Raw genomic sequence first — 17,728 nt, forward strand, 5'->3', positions numbered from 1 at the left:
AGTTCACTAATGGTGGTAAGTGCTGCGAAAAAAACTGTCGGTTGACTTCTTCTGGAATGTCTCTATTTTTAGTTTTATCGAACTTTTGCTTGCCAAGCTTTGTCTACCGCGCGATTGGCACCGCGCTCTATTCGAACCTTCTCTTTCAGAAACAATCGTAACGTCGTCCGGGAAGCGCAGCCTCTGCGGTCCTGCACTCTATGCTTTGAAAGGGTTCATCATGACCATTGGCACAGCAAAATGGTCCAACTCCACGAAGGGCTTCGGCTTTATCCAGCCCGATAACGGCGGCGCGGACGCGCTCGTTCACATCTCTGCCGTCGAACGCCCCGGAATGCGCGAAATCGTAGAGGGTCAGAAGATTGGTTACGAGCTCGAGCGCGACATCAAGTCGGGGAAGATGTCGGCCTGCAACCTGCAGGTCGCCAATTGTGACCTGCCATCTCTTTGACCACGGATCTAGTGGCACTGGGACGGCATGATTATCTGAAAGGCCGGGCAGGTTGCCCGGCATTTTCCTATCCATCGCTTTGCAGACTAAGGGAATTTTCATGACTCAGACCTACAGCAAATCCCGGCAGCGGGCCGAAATTGCGTTTAGCCTTATCCAGTCCCAGTTCTGCGCGCACGGCCAAGGCGTCCAGGAACTGGAGACTGAAGAGCAAGCGCGCCAAGTCAAGACACAGCGTCTTCGAGACGCGCGGCTAGCGCGGGACGAGCAGGACCATGCTAGCCGTTGAACGACCACTACGCAGATTACTAGCAGCCCTGGTCAAAACTCTATTTCGACACTGTGGCCAGGCGTCGCTTGATTCCACAGGCTTGGTGCAACGGCCACCGACGTTGCTCCTCCCAAAAATGAACCCTTCGCAGCGTCACTGTGAAATTATCATTCGAATCGCCGACGTCACGTCCTGACGTTTGTATGGCTTGCCCATGAAAGGAACGTCGCGTGGAAGACTGGCACCGGGCAAATTATTGCCAGATGTAATAATGATCTTGATTGGCGGCCAGCGATCCCGAACAAACGCGGCGAGCCGCAGCCCATCCATGCTGCCGGGCATGTCTATATCAGTGAAGATCACCTGGATGTCCGGGCGACCCTCGATAATCTCAATCGCTTCATCTGCGCTCGATGCCTCGAGCACGATGAAACCGTCGTCCTCAAGATCTGCGACGGTCGACAAACGCAAGAATGGCTCGTCTTCCACGACAAGCACGACTGGCTGATAGTCAGGCACGTTTGCTCGCTTTTCTCTTTGGAGGAATGCTCTAGGGCAAAACCGCGAGGGAATGTACGTTGGCGTACAAACGCGCCATTGACTGCCTGGTTCCAGCCAAGAAATTTGCGACCGGAAAAGCGTGGCGACATTCCTGTCAGACGCCAAGAGCGAAGAATGAGTGAAGGGAAAATGACCGAGGTCCTCAACCGGCGGGATTCTTCACACCCAGAGGTTAGGAGAACGTCGCATTCCCTTGGTCGCCACGGACGCGGAGAAACGCTTTCGACCGCCGTGCCTGCATCGCCCGGAAAGGATCACGGTTCTCAGCGACAGGAAACTCCTGTAGGCTAAGTGTGCCGGACGCGCGGTGAGAGCAACGAAATACTGCCGCCAACGTTTTGCCTGTTGGTATCAAGGTAACGTCGTCGCTGCTGGTGTGACAAGAGAAAGATCGCATGCCTCGCTTCTACTTCAACATCGTCATGAGCAGCGGCATCCAGGAAGATTTCGAAGGGACGGATCTTCCCACCTTGGACGCGGCGCGCAGCGAGGCTATCAAAGACGCCCGTAGCATCATGAGCAATGCGATCCTGATGGGGCAGGACGTTTCGTCACGCTCGGTGGAGATCCGTGATGACGCCGGCGACGTTGTTCTGTCGCTGCCATTCCGAGACACCATAACGCGCAGCGAGTGATCGGTATCGACTCACTTTACCCTAAGCGGCAATCCTAGAACTCGCTCATACTCGCGTTCGGGAATCCCATAGCTGCCGCCTGCGATAGTTATCAGCTTCTCTCGATCCCGCACGTGGATGTTTCCGCGTGTGGACCGAATGGCCCGTATACCTTCCAGGACGTGAAGCTGTTCGGTAACACCCGAACGACGAACTCCCAGCATCAGCGCTAGGAACTCGTGGGTCACACCGAGATTGTCGCCATCGAGGCGATCATGGCACATCAAAAGCCATCGAGCCATCCGTTCCTGCATATTGTATCGGGCATTGGCCAAGGCCGAATGACTGAGCTGGACGACGGTGGTATGAAAATAACGAAGAAAAAAGGCCCGGGTTTCCTCATCCTCAGTGACTGCTTTCATGAATAGCGATGCTGGGACGCGGATGCCACTGCCAGCCACTTGCATGAAGGTCCGCCCGGGCGCTCCCTCTATGGCGAGCATCAGATGCATACCGGACGCGCCTTCCCGGCCGATATGCCCCACTTCGATAGCTTCGTCGTCGGAACTGGTGACGACCATGGACCCAAGGCCGCTCTCCAGAAAATAGATGTAGTCGGGAGGGACACTATCCTCGACGAGAACATGTTTGGTGGGCAGGTCGACGCGCTCCATGCCGTGAGCGAGCCGGCCGAAGGTTTGCGCACTGATCGTCCGCAGAAGAGTGTTGCCGACATTCGATTGGTCGAGGCGTACCATTTCTTGCTCCATGCCGGAGCTTGGGTGTTACCAAACGCCTATGAATAGAAGTCTAACCGTACGGCGTGGTCAAATGTTCCGCCAGTGCCACAGCAGGTTCGTACGATTTCGGTGTTACCGTGCGCGAGGCATTGTTCTAGTTTTTCTTAACTTGCGACCCACATCTCTTTGCCGTTTCGCCCAGCCACAGCTTTTTACGCAATCGATCTGATAAGGCGGGGCTTTAACGCAACGGCCGCCAGGAAGTACGGGAGGAATTAGGCGTTCCGAAACACGACTCCCGCTTGAAGAGCTGCGGCGAGAAATGCGGCTTGCGCTTCTCCCTGGCTGACCGCCCCTCTAAGCGCGCCGGCACAAGCCTCCATCGCCGAGATAAAGGTGGTGCCGGTGGTAACTGGCCAGTTCTTGAGAAGCAGCTGAAGAGCTTGCTCTGCAGACGACACGGTGTGGAATGAACGGTTGCGCTCTACAATTACGATGACCCATTCAAGTGTTGACATAAGCGTGGCCGGCCAAATTCGCGGATTAGTGGATTACACGATTAGCCCGCGCACAATGTGAGTGAGAAACATTCGTCACCCGCGCGATCCTTCCTCGAATCCCGCTTGTCAGTCTACATGGGCAGTTGGAGAAGCAAGGCCGTTCCCCGACGTTTCTATGGCAATGGCAGTCCCTGAATAGAGGCGCGCGTCCGCTCGAAGCTCGGTGGAGACATTGCAGAAATCGTCGTGCCGAGGACCCTTTTCAGTTCCCTGGTTAGGTCGTCGGCGGAAGTCATCCCACCTTGAAAGCGTTGTATCAGAAGCTTCGCCGCAAGGTCGTATCGCTCAGGATGCGCAACACTTTTGGCAGAATTGTATCCAGCTTCCTCCAAGACGCCTTGCAGCATCGTCAGGTCCCTGGAATGTAAGACGTAGCCGAGTGGGGAAGACACTGACGTCCTCCTTCTAATTGGGGCGAGGGCCCAAGCCCTAGTCAGAAGCGCCCTTAACAATGGCTGCTGATGAAGTCATCATGCCCGAGAGTGGCTCGGGATGCAAAGAAATTAATGCAATTTTTTGTTTTTATCAGCCTTTCAGCAAAACCACAAATTGAGATTGTATTTCCACGGGGCTTCGGCAGCGTGCTCGGCTTCACGGGGCGTCGCCCAATGCCATCGACAGGGCCAGTAGGTCCACCACTCTTAGAGAGAGGCATGGTAGCTATCCTCTTGCAGTCCACCCGCAGGTTCGGCACGTACGGGCAGAATTGCGCAGGCTGTCCATCAGCAAATTATCGGCAAGCGCAGGAGTTTGGTTACGCTTTGTGGGTCGCTTCGGAACTGCAAGCGGAACTAAGGTACCGCACCATTTCATCAGTGGCGGCGGCAGAATATGGATCGACAGTCTGAATACGGTCAACGGCCACTGTCATTGCCCAGCGGCCTTCATCACTATCGATATCCACTCGACGTGTTGAGCACCACTCTTGAACCGCGTCCAGAACAATCTTCATTTGAAGTTCATCGAGAGAGGAAGATAAAGACTTCGTCATGTCCGTGCTCTCTTGGTCGGCAAGAGCACAGTTATCTCTCAAGCGGTCCCGCCAGTTGTCTATGGGCCGACCCGGGATACTTAGGGTGTTAGAAATAAAAGGAAACGCGAAGGGTTTGACCGCCCCCGCCTTCTAAGCTCATTTTTTTTGCCTTATTTAATCGCTAGATGGAAAATCGTGGCGTCCAAGACGCCTCCTCGCCGACGAAACGCCGCTTCGCAGTCGAGAGGCGCCCAGCCGCGCGACCGGGCGCATGTGAAAGGGGAGGGTGGGCGCCCGTTGGGAAGTGCAGGGACCGGGGCAGGGGCCCGGTTTTGAAATCCAGATGATGCGCGGTACACCGTCTTATCATGGTTCCCAGGATGCCGCCCAGTAGCACGCCGGCGACCGACAAGATGTAAAATACGATTAACATCAGCGCATCACGCTATGTCAAAGTTAATTGCGGCCGTTCTTAATCCTCCATAGGGTTTTATCTATCGGTCGGCATCTCCTGGCTACGATCGACTGGAAGCACACGAGTTGCTTTCGCCCCTCTAAGTTGGAGGGCGATGAGTGTCGGAAATGCTCCGTACAATTTCGTTCGATGATCTTTCTCCGGTATTCGACGCGTTCTCCCAGTGGTGCAAGGAGACTAAGGTTGATCCGAACAGTCTCGTGGGCAGCGTTGCTGCGTCCAGACTATTGGACCTTTTTCTCAAGGGCCATAAGACATCCAGAGATCTTTTGGCAGCCCTAGGGCCACTCCGCCCGCCGTCAACAAGGCCTGATCAGTAGCGTCTCCAGGAAAGCTCGTCGCCAGAACCAGATCTCAACACATTCGACCTTGCCCCCAAGTTTTATCCAGTTTTAAGTTCGCTCCGGCGGTCTCTTGAAGTGCTACCTAGCGCGCAATAATCTGAAATTGCGAAGCCTCCATGGCCAGTCTAGTTGGGATTGGTTGTCGCCGCTCGCAACCGTCGGACGAGGTCAGAAATCCGTTGGTCTTGCGGTCTCAGCCTTGCCAATTGTTCCGCAAACTTCAACGCCTGCGGCAGCAGCTGCAGCTTCAGACTGTATTCCAGTGCCAGGCCTGAAATGGCCGGATCGGACGTCTCGGATGCCCAGTGATCGAGCCTGTTCAGAGCCTCTTGGGTCTTTCCGATTGAGTCCAGCGCGACGGTAAGCGTCGTCTTGTACCGCGGGCTCCGGGGATCCAGCCGCACCGCTTGTTCAAGCTCGACAATCGCATCGTCCAGTCGCTTGCTGCGAACCAGAGCGAGCCCATGCCCAAATCGCAGCTCCGCGCGCTCCGGCGACACTGAAATTGCTTCGGCGTAGGCCTGTTCGGCCTTATCGTTCTGCCCGATGGCACGATAAAATTCCGCAAGGTTGACGTGGACACCTTCAAGTGTCGGGTCAAGGCTAATCGCTCGTTTGAAGTATCCCTCGGCCTCCGGTATACGGTGTTGGCCAAACAGGAAGAATCCGTAATTGCTCTGCGTCTCTGCAAAATCAGCGTTTGAACTGACGTAGCTGCGCAGGTCTTCGACCGCGGCCTCGAAGCCCGGTCGTTGGCTGCCGAACACCTCGGCGGGCGTGTTGCCGAGAGCAGTCGCCGCTGCGATACGAACCGCTCGCATTTCATCACCGAGCAGATCCCCGATCGCATCCAGCCTGCGCTCCGGCGGAATGTTCGATGCGGCCTCGGATGCGCCGAGTCTGACCAATGGATCCGGATCAGATGATGCTGCGTGAATATCTGCGGTAACATCCTCACCTGCGATCTGGCTCAATCGGGTGATGGCGCTTCCCCTTATGATTCCCGGCTGATTTCGGTCATTGACGAGCTTTCGCAATGCCTGCTCCGCTGCTTGCGTGCGGTTTTCCAAAGCTGCGAATGCGTGGGTGATGGTTGGACGATTGCGCCAGCCAAAATCGTACCATCTATCCATGGTCCTGGCGGCCCAGTCATCATCTTTATCGGTATGACACGTCGTGCATGCGTTCGGCGTTGAGAAGGTCATCGACAGATCCGGCCGGGGAATGACGAACGAATGGTCCCGTCTCGGATCGACCTTCATGTATGTCCGTTCGGGCATATGACAGTTGGCACATTGCGCGCCGGCCGATCCGACAGGATGATGGGTATGAGAAGGGTCGTCGAACAGGCCGCTCGGATCCTGCTTGACGAAGCGGTCCAGCTTGGTCTGCGTGTGACACTGGGTGCAAAGCGCGTTGCCTTCGGTCTTCAAACCCGCCTCATGTGGACGATGACAATCAAGGCATGTCACTCCAGCCGCTGCCATTTTGCTTTGCTGAAACGAACCGTACTCAAAGACTTCATCACGTATCTGTCCATCGGGAAAATAGAGATCGCTTCGCAGCAATGCGGGAGAAAAGTAGTCGAGAAACGGCTTTCCGGGCTCGTAGCCGTCTCGAAGGCGTACTCGTCTGGAATGGCAAGCCAGACAGGCATTGGCATCGACCCTGGAAAGTCCAGGGTCCGCCTGATCACCTGGATGGTCCTGGCCCTTTGCCGCCCAGGCGACATGTTTTGCACCAGGTCCGTGACAGGACTGACAGCCGATGCTCGTTGCGACATAGGTCGATTTGTATTCGTTCGTCGCAGGTTGGAAGTTTGCTTGAGGGTCGGTCGAATGGCAGTCGATGCAGGTGCGGTTCCAACGATAAAACGGCCCGGTCCAGTGATAGGTCGAGCCGGGTTTGCGCGGTGTGTCATTGCCAAGCCAGAACCATTGCTTTCCGGTCGTGTCCCATGCGACGTCGAGTGCCTGTAGTCGTCCTGCGCCGGTTTCAACGAGATACTGCTGCAGCGGCTCGTAGGCAAAGGTGTATCGAACTTCGAACTCGGTTTCCTTTCCGTCCGATCCTTCGGTTTTCACGAAGAACCGGGCATCGCGGCGATGGAAAGTCGTTACAATGCCATCGTGCTCATACCTGACATTGTTGAAATCACCGCGAACTGTACTGCCGTTGGCAAGTGCCATTGCGTTGGCGTGGTGGGATCGCTTGAAAGCAGCGGCTTGATCTTGATGGCAGGAAGCGCAAGCGGTTTCATCAACGAAACCATTATGCATGCTTATCCGGGGGTCAGGACTGGAGGCAGGGACAGTGTCGGCAAAAGCGCTCCGTCCCAGGAACAAAATCATCAGAAGGACCGGCAATACTGTTATCCACGCGGCCAATGACCGATCGAACGTTATCACTCAGCTGCTCCAACGCTGCTCTTGTGGAATGTCACGCCGCCTGGCGGCGTGACGACGGCGGGCATCAGTAGCACGGCGGGAAGGGATAGTAGCCGCACTGCTGGTTGTTGTAGTAGTTGTTATAGTAGTAGGGGCGTGTTGCTGCCGCGCCGATAGCCGCGCCCGCTACGACACCGGTGGCGACAGGGGCACCGCGATACCAGGCGCCGCGATAGACGGGGGCATGCCAGTAGGTGCCACTCACACGGTTGATGTTGGTATCGCCGGTATGAACGTCGTCGTCTCGAAAACCTCCACGGAAGTCGCCCCCTGCAAAATCACGTCCGCCAAAGCTACCTCCGCCAAAGTCGCCTCCACGGAAGCCACCGCCGCCAAAACTTCCTCCGCCAAACCCACCTCCGCCAAATCCACCCCCTCCGCCGAAGTGATCAATAAAGACTGCGGCCGGCCCCGTCGCGCCATTGAGGCTTCCCTCAAGAACGGTGATGTCGAATGTCAGCGTCGTGCCATCAAGTTTCGGGGTCTTCAATGTCACGACAGCGTCGCTCACATCAGACCCGTCGCCCCCCAGCACCGAGACCGTCGCATTCGGTGGATCGACCGCGAAATTGTCCTTGCCATCGTCCCATTGCATGATGAACTGATCCGTCATCACATGTCCGGCAGCCCGTACCGGCCGGTCGGCAAACACGATCGAATTGGCGGCAACGCCATTGAGTACGAGTTTTCCGTTTTCAATCCGAGCGCCCGCAGAGTTGATCACTGCCAGAGACGGTACCGGCCCGGTCGGCGTGACGACGCCGATGCCTTTTTCGAGCGGTACATGCGGCTTTTTCGGAGCGTCCTGCGCATGGGCATTACCAAGAGCAACGCCTGCAGTAACGATCAGGCTGGCAATCTGAAAGACGTTCATGGCGGTAGCCTCCAAGGTGGGGACAGGTAAAAGCCCTGTCCATACTTGACGTGATGATGGAGCTCAGCTCGACACTGTTGCTGTCGTCCTGACGCAAGTCGCCGGGTCTCAATCCTTGAAAACCTGCTTCCAGTCGGCTTTCATGTCGATCAAGGTCCAACCAGTTATCGCGGCTGCGTCGAGGGCCTTGTCCAGGCGCCCGAAGTCCGTTTCGCGGTCATATGCATATTCACGGTCGGCATCGGTATGATGAACGAGCATGCCAAGGCGCGCGGGCGCCCCTGCCATGGTTGTCCACTGCAGCATTTCGAGGTCGCCATCCGAGTTGCCGAAGGCGGCAATCGGCCTTTGCCCGATCGCTTCATTGATCCCAACCGGCTTCCCGGCCTTGTCGTCTATAAAATTGACCTCCGGAAGCCGGTACAAGGTCGGCATATCGTCCTGCATCCTGAATTCGGTCTTGATAGAGGAACCGATCACCTGTTCCGGGGGCACGCCATAGGCCTTTTCTGTCCACGGCCGCATGAATTCCACGCCGCCTCCCGAAACAATGAAGGTCTTGAATCCATTGGCGCGAAGATAGGCCATCAGTTCGACCATCGGCTGATAGACAAGTTCCGTGTAAGGACGCTTGAACTTCGGATCTCGTGCGGTGAAAAGCCAGTCGGTGACAACCTTTCTAAACTCGGTTGTCGTCATTCCCGCATGGGTCAGCATGATGAGTTCCACGAGGCCTTTTTCGCCTGACGCGGCGAGAGCCTTCATGTCGCCGTCAAGCACGGCCTTGAACGGTTGTGTATCTTTCCATTCCGGATGCTGCGGAGCGAGCGTCTTCACGCGATCGAGGGCGAAGGCAAGCTGCGTGTACATCGGATGCTCGACCCAAAGAGTGCCGTCATTGTCAAACACCGCGACCCGCTCCGCCTCCGTTACGAAGTCCGCAGAGCCCTGCTTTGTCACCCTACCAACGAAGGAGACGATGGCGGCCTTTGACGCGGTCTCGTTCCAGGAAGGCAACGGGTCACTCTGTGCCCAGGCGGTTGTCGGCCCGGCCCACAGAGGAAGACCGATCGCGAGGATGCCATTTCGTGAACTTGTGAGGAATTTGCGACGCGTGGCCTCCATTTCGGCATCCTCCTGAATTGCTTATGTCACTTGGGGAAGTGGCGGCCTTGTTGGCCCCACATCGGGATGAGTTGCCGCTCGGCAAGGTGGTGGATGCGACCGCAAGCTCGTGTGTACCCGCTGGATACTTTGAGAGTTCGAAATCGTGATCGGACGAGTGCAGCCCCAACTCCACCGCCCCGATCCAGCCAAAAAAGGTTCTGCTACTCATCTCAAATCCTTCCATTGGATGTCGGTTGATACGGGTGTCGCATGGGGCGGAACACGACCTCTTTTCGAAAAGACCGCATGGCGCGGCGAGGGGCTCCCGCTGCCATAAAACCGTATCCCATGGCGTTTTTTTTCGATATTGCCCTTTCGGGAATCAAAGCCCGCGAGCAATCAACGGCAGTGTTTTCGTCGGTGGCACTACCTCGCCGCCGAGGGAGACAGGCCAGTCGGACGACAGGATGAAGGATGCAGTTTTGCCGCTATTATGGCTGACGCTGAAAGAACTTGCGCCTCAGTCGGGTAACGACGAACCGGCTTCTCGCTAGAAACAAAGTCACCTTGTCAACACAGTCGGTTGTTGCGTGCTTTGTCGGCACCTTCCGCCTGCAGGCAGTCTGGTGAGACCGCCTGCAGCAAGATCGGCTCCATCAGTTGCCGGTACCCTTTGCCGCCGCCGCAGCCTGGGCCATGCGTGTCTGCATCTCGGCCTTGACGGCGTCCAGATTGAAGCTGGCGCCCCGCTGCATTGGAGGAAAGTCAAGGAAGGTCTGGAGTTCCTTTCCGACCAATTGCTGAACGAACACGAAACGCCAGAATTGGTATTTGAACCAGTCGAAGTACTGCTGCCCGCCTTCTTTCGTTCCGTTGTTGGGCCAACCAGTCCGCTCGAACGGGTCGAGTCGCAGGTTAGTGATGTAGGGAACGTCAGGATGGGTCTTTTCGCCAACCCATCCCTGGGGCTGGTCGATGAAACGGAACTTGTAGTCGTCGATGCGCACCGCGCCGACCGTGCTTTCACCGAGGTAGAAGATCTCGTGACGTGCAGACGGTCCCTTGCCGGTGATAGCGGCCGTCTGATCGTAGCCGTCAAGATGGTTCTTGTATGTCCGGTCTCCTATCGTTTTGCCTTGCAGCAATTCGTTGGTGATGTTGGGATTGCCGGCTGCCGCAACAAAGGTCGGCAACCAGTCCAGACCGGAGAAAATGCCGTTCTGCACCACGTCCGCCGGGACATGTCCAGGCCAGCGTAGAAGTGCAGGCACGCGGAATCCACCTTCCAGAACGGTACCCTTTGACTGCGCAAAAGGTGTCTGTCCCCCATCGGGCCACGTGAACACTTCCGTTCCATTGTCGGTCGTGAACAGGATGATGGTGTTGTCGTCCTCGCCAAGCTCTTTAATCTTCTGCATGACGAGCCCAACGTCGTCGTCCAGTTGTGCCATCCCGGCTTCCTCTTCCGACCAGCCGTTCTCAGCATTTCGCATCGCCTCGTACTTCGGAGAGAGATGGGTGACGATGTGCATACGGGTGGGGTTCAGCCAGACGAAGAAGGGCTTGTTGTCCTGCTTGGCCTTCGCCATGAAGCTTGTTGCGAAGTCGCGGATCTCGTCGTCGACCGTTTCCATCCGCTTGGGATAGAGAGTGCCTGCATCCTCGATCCTCTGCTTGCCGATTTTACCCCAACGCGGCATCTCGGTTGGATCATCCGTGTCAGTCGCCCAACTGTGAACCATGTTGCGCGGCCCGACCACGTTCAACAGATCCTGCGGATAGTTCGGATGAGCCGGATCCTCCATCGCGTCGAGATGGTAGAGGTAGCCGAAGAACTCATCGAAGCCGTGAACGGTCGGCAGGAACTCGTTCTTGTCACCGAGATGGTTCTTGCCGAATTGGCCGGTGGCGTAGCCCATTGACTTTAAGACAGTGGCCAAAGTCACCGCCTCCGCCGGCAGGCCAGTCGCGGCGCCGGCCTGCCCAACGGTTGTCATGCCCGTTCGGATCGGCAGCTCGCCGGTGATGAAGTTGGCCCGACCCGCCGTACAACTGGCCTCGGCATAATAGTCCGTGAACAGCATGCCTTCCTTGGCGATCTTGTCGAGATTGGGGGTGCGGCCGGCCATTAAGCCGCGGTGATAGGCTCCGATGTTCCACATGCCAATATCATCGCCCATGATGACCAGGATATTGGGTTTCGATTGCTCTTGAGCCCGTGCGGGCGCTTGCCCGCCGAACAACAGCGCACTGCCACATAGCAGGACGGTCGCCAGAATGCCTTGTCTCATCGCATTTCTCCCTTGAGTTTCCGTCGCCCCACTTGACATAAGGATCCAGTCCTCGTCGCACCCTGGACGCGAAGACGCGCGAAGAAATTCCAGGGTGACGATTGAACAGGACGATCCCGGAGATGCCAATTCGCCGAGATAAGAGGAATTTCCGATGCGTGCCCCCGACAGCCTCCTTTCATTACCGATGTTGTGCGGTGGCGGCGGGGTAGGCCGCCAGATCAAATTCAGTTGCCGCTCGGCAAAGTGATGGATACGCCTTCCTTCGCAAGCTCGTCTCGTACCCACTGGAACCGTTGATAGTTAGAGATCGTGATCGGACCGGTGTAGCCCATGCTTTGCAGTTTTCTCGGCGGATATTCGATATAGGTCGCCATGATTTTCTTCAGTTCTTCACCCATGACGACGCCCATCCATGTCCGCTCGGTGAAGTTGTTCATGAAGATGTCATAGCGTTCCTGGGGATCCTGCCAGAGGTCGAACACCTGCGGCACTGTGGCGACGTATTTGTCCGGTCCCTTCCAGCCGAGGTTTGAATCGACCGCCAAACCACCGGTCAGGGCGCCGTCATCGCCACGAAGATTGAACACAAACTTGTAGTTGTTCACGCGTATCGCGCCGGGCGAAAGCTCGTTCTCCGTGAAGTAGAACCATGACTTGCGCTCCGACTTTCCTGTACCGAGCAGGATTGGCGACATGTCGTAGCTGTCGAAAATGATCGGCTTGTCCTCGCGGTCCTTGTCTGGCAAGGGAACACCGCCGACCGAGGCGAAGGTCGCCATCAGATCGAGGCCTCCTACGATATCGTGATTTTTGCTTCGCGGTTTGATCTTGCCGGGCCACACGGCAACGGCCGGAACCCGGTTGCCGCCTTCACGCAGCGTACCCTTTGTGCCGCGCAATGGGGTATACCCGGCATCGGGATAGACATCCTGCCAGGCCCCATTGTCCGTGGTGTAGAAAACCAATGTGTTGCGGTCCATTCCGGTTTCACGCAACTTGTCCATGATCCGGCCAATTCGGGTGTCGAGTTCGACGACCGAATCCGCATACTTGCTCTTCGACAACGACCTGTGCTCGAATTCCGGCGCCGGCATGTTCGGTTGGTGGACCTTCATGAAGTTGACGTTGATGTAGAAGGGCTCGTCCGGCTTCTTGGCGGCCTCATCGAGGAACTCCAGCGCAGCCTTCTCGACATAGCCGTCGAAGAACGGAATGCCGACCACGCCTTCCTTGCCGTCGATGACAGGTGTATCGACATACTGGCCATTGATCTTAAAATCTTCCGTCACCGGACCACCGGCCTTTCCCGACAATGCCCCCTTGGTGACCTTCTGGAACATCTCCCGCAATTTGGGATCCATATCGGGGAACCAGGTCGGATCGGCGTAAGTGTAGGCGTTGAGGTGGTAGAGGCCCGCATAGCGCATTTCGTCGTAGCCCTGGGCATTGGGCAATGCGTAGTCCGACTCTCCGAGATGCCACTTCCCGGTGAAATAGGTGTGGTAGCCACCGCGCTTCAATACCGATCCGAGTGTCCACTCTGCCGCAGGCAGGCCGCCGCCCTGGCCCTGGAACGCGACCGTCGTCATGCCACTGCGGTTCGGGATCCGCCCCGTTTGCATCGCGGCGCGTCCAGGGGTGCAACTGGGTTGCGCGTAAAAGGAAAAGAAGGTCATGCCCTCATCGGCGAGCCGGTCGATATTGGGGGTTGGCATGCCGCGGCCTTCGCCGCCGCCATAAGGGCCAAGATCGCCCAATCCGGTATCATCCGAAACGATGAACAGGATATTTGGTTTACGCTGAGGCTCCTGAGCTTGCACGGGAGAGGTCCCGCATAGCATCGTGAGAGATGCAAGGGCTCCGATGCAGCCAAAATAGGTTCTGCTACTCATCTCAAATCCTTCCATTGGATGCCTGGATTGACGACGGTGGCTACGCCCGCATCAACTCACCCGGGCGGGCTTCAAGCGGTCGAATGATAAGGGGAGTGTGCTCCAGCCGACCGGAGCAGATCCTACTCGATGCAGGAATCCGCCGAAATTGCCCTTTAGGGAATCCGGGCAATCATCAGTAGTATTTCGGTAGGTGACACTACAGCGGGCAGCTGTTATTGTTTGCCCGCCTTTGGGGGGCGGACAAATGTGTTGGGGCGAAGCACGGGTTCGAACTCAATATACCAGGCTTTGGCTGGCGACGATCTTGTTCGTTGCATTCAACTGCTTTCCCGCCGCCTCCGAAATACTCCCCCCCGTTGCAGGCCGGGCACCACGCATCCTTATTGTCTACCCCTATGACGAGAGGATCGTGGCAACGACCGTTGCCGGAGAAGCACTGCGAAGCCGCCTGATCGAGGCGACGAACAGCAGGATCGACCTGTTTTCCGAGTTCCTGGATCTATCAAGGTTTCCGGAAACCGATCATGCCAAACGCATGGGAGAGTACCTCGCCAGAAAATACGAAGCTCGTCGCCCCGATGTCGTCGTTGCCCTCGGAAAAGAAGCCGCCATCTTCATAACGGCGAATCGGGACGCGATTGCTCCCGGTGCGAAAATAGTCGCGGCCGGTTTCGGCAGCTCGACTGCAGAAAAGATCGGCCTGCCGAAGGAGGTGATCGGTGCCTTCTCAACCTTCGACATCCTGAAAACCGCGGAGATGGCCCGCCGCCTCCAGCCAGACGCCCGTCACCTCTATATCATCGGCGGATCGGCAGACTTCGACCGGGAATGGCTGGCATCGGCGCGCGCCGCTCTTGGCGAGTTCGCCGCCCGTTATGACACGACATATGTGGAAGATCTGACGATTGACGAGTTTGTCGACCGATCAGCTCACGTGCCAAGGGATAGCATTATCCTTATGTTGACGATCTTCAAGGACAGGACCGGCCGCAATTTCATCCCACGCGAGGCCGTCAGGCAGATCGCAGCGACTGCCAGTGCACCGATCTACGGGCCCTATCAAACCTACGTCGACTATGGTGTTGTCGGAGGCAACACCGTCACATTCGATAGCCTCGGTCAAACCGTTGCCGATCTGGTCCTCAATGCGATTGCCGGCAGACCGGGGCAGGATGTCGACGCACCTCAGACCTATTTTGCCGATGCGCGGCAATTGCAGCGCTGGGGCCTTTCGCTGCAGAACCTGCCAGCCGGCACAATCATAATGCACCAGAAAATGAGCCTCTGGCAGGAGCACTGGCTGGTGGTGACAGCGACATTCGGTGTCGTAACGATGCAGGCAACCGTCATCGCCATTCTGTTGCTGGAGCGGCGCCGTCGTCGTGCAGCAGAGAGCAGGGCCCGCATTCACCTGCTCGAAGCCGTTCACCTGAACCAGTCGGCAACAGCGGGAGCCCTGTCTTCGTCGATCGCCCACGAGCTGAACCAGCCGCTGTCAGCCATTCGCAACAACGCTGAGGCCGCATCCGAATTGCTCCGGGGGAGGAGCCCGGACCTGCAATTGATCCAGCAGATTCTGGTCGACATCCAGGAAGACGACAAGCGGGCAAGCGACATCATCGGCAGGATGAGGGGGCTTCTGAAAAAGAGAAGCGACATCGATTGGCAGGAGTTCGACCTCAACGACGTTACTTCGAGTGCCATTCAAATCATCCACGGGGAGGCGGAACGGCGAGGGGTCACGTTGAAGGCGACCGAGGCGGCCGACAAGCTCATGGTCCGCGCCGACAAGGTCCACGTGCAGCAGGTCGTCCTCAATCTTGCAGCCAACGCGATGGACGCCATGTCGGAGGTTGCACGGGTGCGAAAGACCTTGACCTTCATAACGGGCGTATCAAATGACAGGGCGGCCCTGTGTGTCGCCGATACCGGCACAGGAATACCAGAAGACTGTCTGCCCAGTATATTTGAGCCTTTCTATACAACCAAGCAGGCAGGGACGGGCCTTGGCCTTTCCATAGCGCGGGCCATTGTTGAGACCTATGGTGGCGCGATATCAGCCTACAACCTGCCTGAGAGTGGCGCGATTTTTCGTATAGACCTGCCTCTGGTCAAGCGGCAGGAGGAACCGGAATGAAACCGATCATCCATATTGTCGATGATGACCAATCCTACCGTATTGCGACCGAGAGGCTGCTTTCGGCTCATGGGCGCACGGTCAGGGGGTACGGGTCCGGAGACGAGTTCCTGGCTTGCGTGGAAGACGGCGCGACGGGCTGTGTTCTGCTTGACCTGCAAATGCCTGGGCTGTCCGGTTTGGAAATTCAACAGCAATTGCGGGACAGGGCGCCGCTGCTTCCGATCGTCTTTCTCACCGGAGAAGGAGATATCAAGGCAAGCGTTGAGGCGATGAAGGCAGGTGCCGAGGATTTTCTAGAGAAACCAGGTTCTGCAGCGGTCCTGCTTGAGACGATCGAGCGTGCGCTCAATCGATCTGAAAAGCAGCGGGCGCAGCGCGAGCATATCAAGGCGCAGCAAATGCGGGTGAAGAGCTTGAGCCTGCGGGAAACCAGCGTTTTCGAGATGATCGTGCGTGGGCAGCTTAACAAGCAGATAGCGTTCGCGCTTGGCATATCTGAGCGAACCGTCAAGGTTCACCGCCACCAGGTGATGGAGAAGCTCGGAGCACGCTCGCTGGCTGACGTAGTGTTGATTGCGGCAAATGCGGGTTTCGTCGACCGTCCTGCGGGAGGTTCAGAGCCATGATCGATGGGTTTTCCCCTTAGGGCAATATCCCCCAACCGCCAACACGCCTACAGTGACCCATCGGATCTCGCGCACTTTCACGTGGAGGGCCTGAGGTGGGAAAGAAGAGCCGTACAGTTGCTGTCGTCGATGACGACGGGAGTCTTCGCCGAAGCGTCGCACGGCTTGTAAATGCTTACGGGTTTTCGGCCGTCGAGTACGCATCGGCTGAGGCCTTTCTCAACAGAGATTCGGAGGCTGCGATTGATTGTCTCGTGTTGGATATCGATCTGGAGGGGATCACCGGTCTCGAATTGCAGTCGAAGTTGGACATGGCTGGTTCAACGCTGCCCGTCATATTTATCACTGCCCTCGAGGACGAGCTCCTGAAGAAGGCCGCCGAGCGGACGCGGTGCATTGCATATTTGCAAAAACCGTTTGCAGGAGCCGCTCTCATCGCCGCGATCAACAAGGCACTGCAATCGTGATTTTGCAGATAGCACAAATGTCGAATGGCGAGTGCCAATGGATCTATCTCAGGCAATGATATGAACATCGATCTAATTGTAGGTCGTGCTGGACGCGCAGCTCCGGTTGCGGTGCTTGCAACATTACTGGCGATCGCCCTTTTGTGGCTGTACGACAGCCCAGGGCTCGGTCGCAACCAACGGAAGTAACCTGGCAGCCGCGTGCTTTGTGGCTCAGCGCACCAACACGCTCAAGCGTTTGGCGACGATGAAACGCCTTTCGCCGAATACTTTTGTCAAAGGCACGCGCAGCAACCAGATCAGCTATGTCTATGCCGATCCTCCGGCTGCAAACGGAACGGACGGCGTGGTTGGAATCGGTGCTCCTTTGGCGGATCTATTGTCCTTGTGGGAAGTCCGCGTCGCCGCGTGGCCGTTTCGCTTCGGGTTTCCCCGACAGTTGGGCGACGATCTCGGGGATTAGTGCAGATCTGAGGGTAACAGACGGTGCACTTAAACACTGCAGTGGCAGTTTGAAGGTGTCGAAGAAGCCGAAAGGCCCTATGAGACTGGCTGTCTCATCGCGTTCAGCTCGATAGCGAACAATTCCCAACGGCCAGAGCTTTCGTTAAACAGGCGCCCATGCTCACACGATTCGAAATTCAAGCCAGTCGGGATGGGACAAATCGCTGGGCCATCGTTGACAGGACGACGGGCTTGGTCGCGGTCGTCGGCGACGTGCGGATCAATTCGCTCGATTGGGAAGAAGCTGACGACCTGGTGGACCTCCTCAACCTCCTCTATCTCGAGCAGAAGTCTGCCATCGTTCACCAGCCGACGGCTGGTCCCCACACTGACAGTGTCCCCGAAGTCGTTCGTGAATGCGATACGAGATAATCTCCCCACGACC

At 56.9% G+C, this 17,728-nt stretch carries 17 protein-coding genes; 8 read left to right on the forward strand and 9 right to left on the reverse strand.

What is annotated here, in order from left to right; all coding sequences use genetic code 11:
* Positions 1 to 220: 220 nt before the first annotated feature.
* Together FHT97_RS21810 and FHT97_RS31005 are read left to right on the forward strand one after the other, a co-directional pair.
* Positions 221 to 451, forward strand: a complete 231-nt coding sequence (locus tag FHT97_RS21810; protein ID WP_183864237.1) for a cold-shock protein — start codon at positions 221 to 223, stop codon at positions 449 to 451.
* 100 nt (positions 452 to 551) lie between these two features.
* A complete protein-coding gene (locus tag FHT97_RS31005; RefSeq protein WP_246712722.1) occupies positions 552 to 740 on the forward strand; it encodes a hypothetical protein in 189 nt (62 codons plus the stop codon).
* 135 nt (positions 741 to 875) lie between these two features.
* On the opposite strand, the gene FHT97_RS21815 is transcribed toward FHT97_RS31005, so the two are convergent.
* The gene (locus FHT97_RS21815; RefSeq protein ID WP_312859761.1) at positions 876 to 1,241 is read right to left on the reverse strand and encodes a response regulator; all 366 of its coding nucleotides are present in this window, start codon (positions 1,239 to 1,241) and stop codon (positions 876 to 878) included.
* Positions 1,242 to 1,678: 437 nt separating this feature from the next.
* Here FHT97_RS21815 and FHT97_RS21820 point away from each other — a divergent pair, with 437 nt between their 5' ends.
* On the forward strand, positions 1,679 to 1,918 hold the full coding sequence (locus tag FHT97_RS21820) for a hypothetical protein (RefSeq protein ID WP_183756618.1): 240 nt from the start codon (positions 1,679 to 1,681) through the stop codon (positions 1,916 to 1,918).
* Positions 1,919 to 1,929: 11 nt separating this feature from the next.
* Here the strand turns inward: FHT97_RS21820 and FHT97_RS21825 are convergent, their stop codons facing one another.
* The 8 genes from FHT97_RS21825 to FHT97_RS21860 form a co-directional block, all read right to left on the reverse strand.
* Positions 1,930 to 2,655: a Crp/Fnr family transcriptional regulator gene (locus tag FHT97_RS21825; protein WP_183756619.1), complete on the reverse strand. Its 726-nt coding sequence runs from the start codon at positions 2,653 to 2,655 to the stop codon at positions 1,930 to 1,932.
* A 257-nt stretch (positions 2,656 to 2,912) separates the two neighbouring features.
* Complete coding sequence (locus FHT97_RS21830) at positions 2,913 to 3,155, reverse strand: DUF982 domain-containing protein (protein ID WP_183756620.1); 243 nt, start codon at positions 3,153 to 3,155, stop codon at positions 2,913 to 2,915.
* Positions 3,156 to 3,951: 796 nt separating this feature from the next.
* Entirely contained in the window at positions 3,952 to 4,188 is a 237-nt protein-coding gene (locus FHT97_RS21835) for a hypothetical protein (RefSeq protein WP_183756761.1), read from the reverse strand.
* 926 nt (positions 4,189 to 5,114) lie between these two features.
* On the reverse strand, positions 5,115 to 7,340 hold the full coding sequence (locus tag FHT97_RS21840) for a tetratricopeptide repeat protein (protein ID WP_183756742.1): 2,226 nt from the start codon (positions 7,338 to 7,340) through the stop codon (positions 5,115 to 5,117).
* A gap of 121 nt (positions 7,341 to 7,461) precedes the next feature.
* Positions 7,462 to 8,310, reverse strand: a complete 849-nt coding sequence (locus FHT97_RS21845; RefSeq protein ID WP_183756621.1) for a hypothetical protein — start codon at positions 8,308 to 8,310, stop codon at positions 7,462 to 7,464.
* 108 nt (positions 8,311 to 8,418) lie between these two features.
* Positions 8,419 to 9,435: an HAD family hydrolase gene (locus FHT97_RS21850; RefSeq protein ID WP_183756622.1), complete on the reverse strand. Its 1,017-nt coding sequence runs from the start codon at positions 9,433 to 9,435 to the stop codon at positions 8,419 to 8,421.
* 638 nt (positions 9,436 to 10,073) lie between these two features.
* The gene (locus FHT97_RS21855; protein WP_183756623.1) at positions 10,074 to 11,708 is read right to left on the reverse strand and encodes an arylsulfatase; all 1,635 of its coding nucleotides are present in this window, start codon (positions 11,706 to 11,708) and stop codon (positions 10,074 to 10,076) included.
* A 227-nt stretch (positions 11,709 to 11,935) separates the two neighbouring features.
* Entirely contained in the window at positions 11,936 to 13,552 is a 1,617-nt protein-coding gene (locus FHT97_RS21860) for an arylsulfatase (protein ID WP_246712732.1), read from the reverse strand.
* 397 nt (positions 13,553 to 13,949) lie between these two features.
* Here FHT97_RS21860 and FHT97_RS21865 point away from each other — a divergent pair, with 397 nt between their 5' ends.
* From FHT97_RS21865 to FHT97_RS21885, 5 genes are all read left to right on the forward strand, one after another.
* A complete protein-coding gene (locus tag FHT97_RS21865; protein WP_348649634.1) occupies positions 13,950 to 15,743 on the forward strand; it encodes a sensor histidine kinase in 1,794 nt (597 codons plus the stop codon).
* Positions 15,740 to 16,372, forward strand: a complete 633-nt coding sequence (locus FHT97_RS21870; protein ID WP_183864240.1) for a response regulator — start codon at positions 15,740 to 15,742, stop codon at positions 16,370 to 16,372. Before FHT97_RS21865 ends, FHT97_RS21870 begins: the two co-directional genes overlap by 4 nt.
* A 95-nt stretch (positions 16,373 to 16,467) precedes the next feature.
* Positions 16,468 to 16,839, forward strand: coding sequence for a response regulator (locus tag FHT97_RS21875; protein ID WP_183864241.1), 372 nt, complete (start codon positions 16,468 to 16,470; stop codon positions 16,837 to 16,839).
* A 208-nt stretch (positions 16,840 to 17,047) separates the two neighbouring features.
* The gene (locus FHT97_RS21880) at positions 17,048 to 17,302 is read left to right on the forward strand and encodes a hypothetical protein (RefSeq protein ID WP_183864242.1); all 255 of its coding nucleotides are present in this window, start codon (positions 17,048 to 17,050) and stop codon (positions 17,300 to 17,302) included.
* Positions 17,303 to 17,535: 233 nt separating this feature from the next.
* Positions 17,536 to 17,715 carry a hypothetical protein gene (locus FHT97_RS21885; protein WP_183756628.1) on the forward strand — a complete coding sequence of 60 codons (180 nt, stop codon included), beginning with the start codon at positions 17,536 to 17,538 and terminating at the stop codon, positions 17,713 to 17,715.
* Positions 17,716 to 17,728: the final 13 nt, after the last annotated feature.

This window comes from Rhizobium sp. BK399 (assembly GCF_014194695.1).
Lineage (GTDB): Bacteria > Pseudomonadota > Alphaproteobacteria > Rhizobiales > Rhizobiaceae > Rhizobium.

Excerpts from the sequence above, each read along its gene's own strand:
- FHT97_RS21810 (WP_183864237.1), top strand. The coding sequence starts at position 221 with ATGACCATTGGCACAGCAAAATGGTCCAACTCCACGAAGGGCTTCGGC.
- FHT97_RS31005 (WP_246712722.1), top strand. The coding sequence starts at position 552 with ATGACTCAGACCTACAGCAAATCCCGGCAGCGGGCCGAAATTGCGTTT.
- FHT97_RS21820 (WP_183756618.1), top strand. The coding sequence starts at position 1,679 with ATGCCTCGCTTCTACTTCAACATCGTCATGAGCAGCGGCATCCAGGAA.
- FHT97_RS21825 (WP_183756619.1), bottom strand. The coding sequence starts at position 2,655 with ATGGTACGCCTCGACCAATCGAATGTCGGCAACACTCTTCTGCGGACG.
- FHT97_RS21830 (WP_183756620.1), bottom strand. The coding sequence starts at position 3,155 with ATGTCAACACTTGAATGGGTCATCGTAATTGTAGAGCGCAACCGTTCA.
- FHT97_RS21835 (WP_183756761.1), bottom strand. The coding sequence starts at position 4,188 with ATGACGAAGTCTTTATCTTCCTCTCTCGATGAACTTCAAATGAAGATT.
- FHT97_RS21840 (WP_183756742.1), bottom strand. The coding sequence starts at position 7,340 with ATGATTTTGTTCCTGGGACGGAGCGCTTTTGCCGACACTGTCCCTGCC.
- FHT97_RS21845 (WP_183756621.1), bottom strand. The coding sequence starts at position 8,310 with ATGAACGTCTTTCAGATTGCCAGCCTGATCGTTACTGCAGGCGTTGCT.
- FHT97_RS21850 (WP_183756622.1), bottom strand. The coding sequence starts at position 9,435 with ATGGAGGCCACGCGTCGCAAATTCCTCACAAGTTCACGAAATGGCATC.
- FHT97_RS21855 (WP_183756623.1), bottom strand. The coding sequence starts at position 11,708 with ATGAGACAAGGCATTCTGGCGACCGTCCTGCTATGTGGCAGTGCGCTG.
- FHT97_RS21860 (WP_246712732.1), bottom strand. The coding sequence starts at position 13,552 with ATGCTATGCGGGACCTCTCCCGTGCAAGCTCAGGAGCCTCAGCGTAAA.
- FHT97_RS21870 (WP_183864240.1), top strand. The coding sequence starts at position 15,740 with ATGAAACCGATCATCCATATTGTCGATGATGACCAATCCTACCGTATT.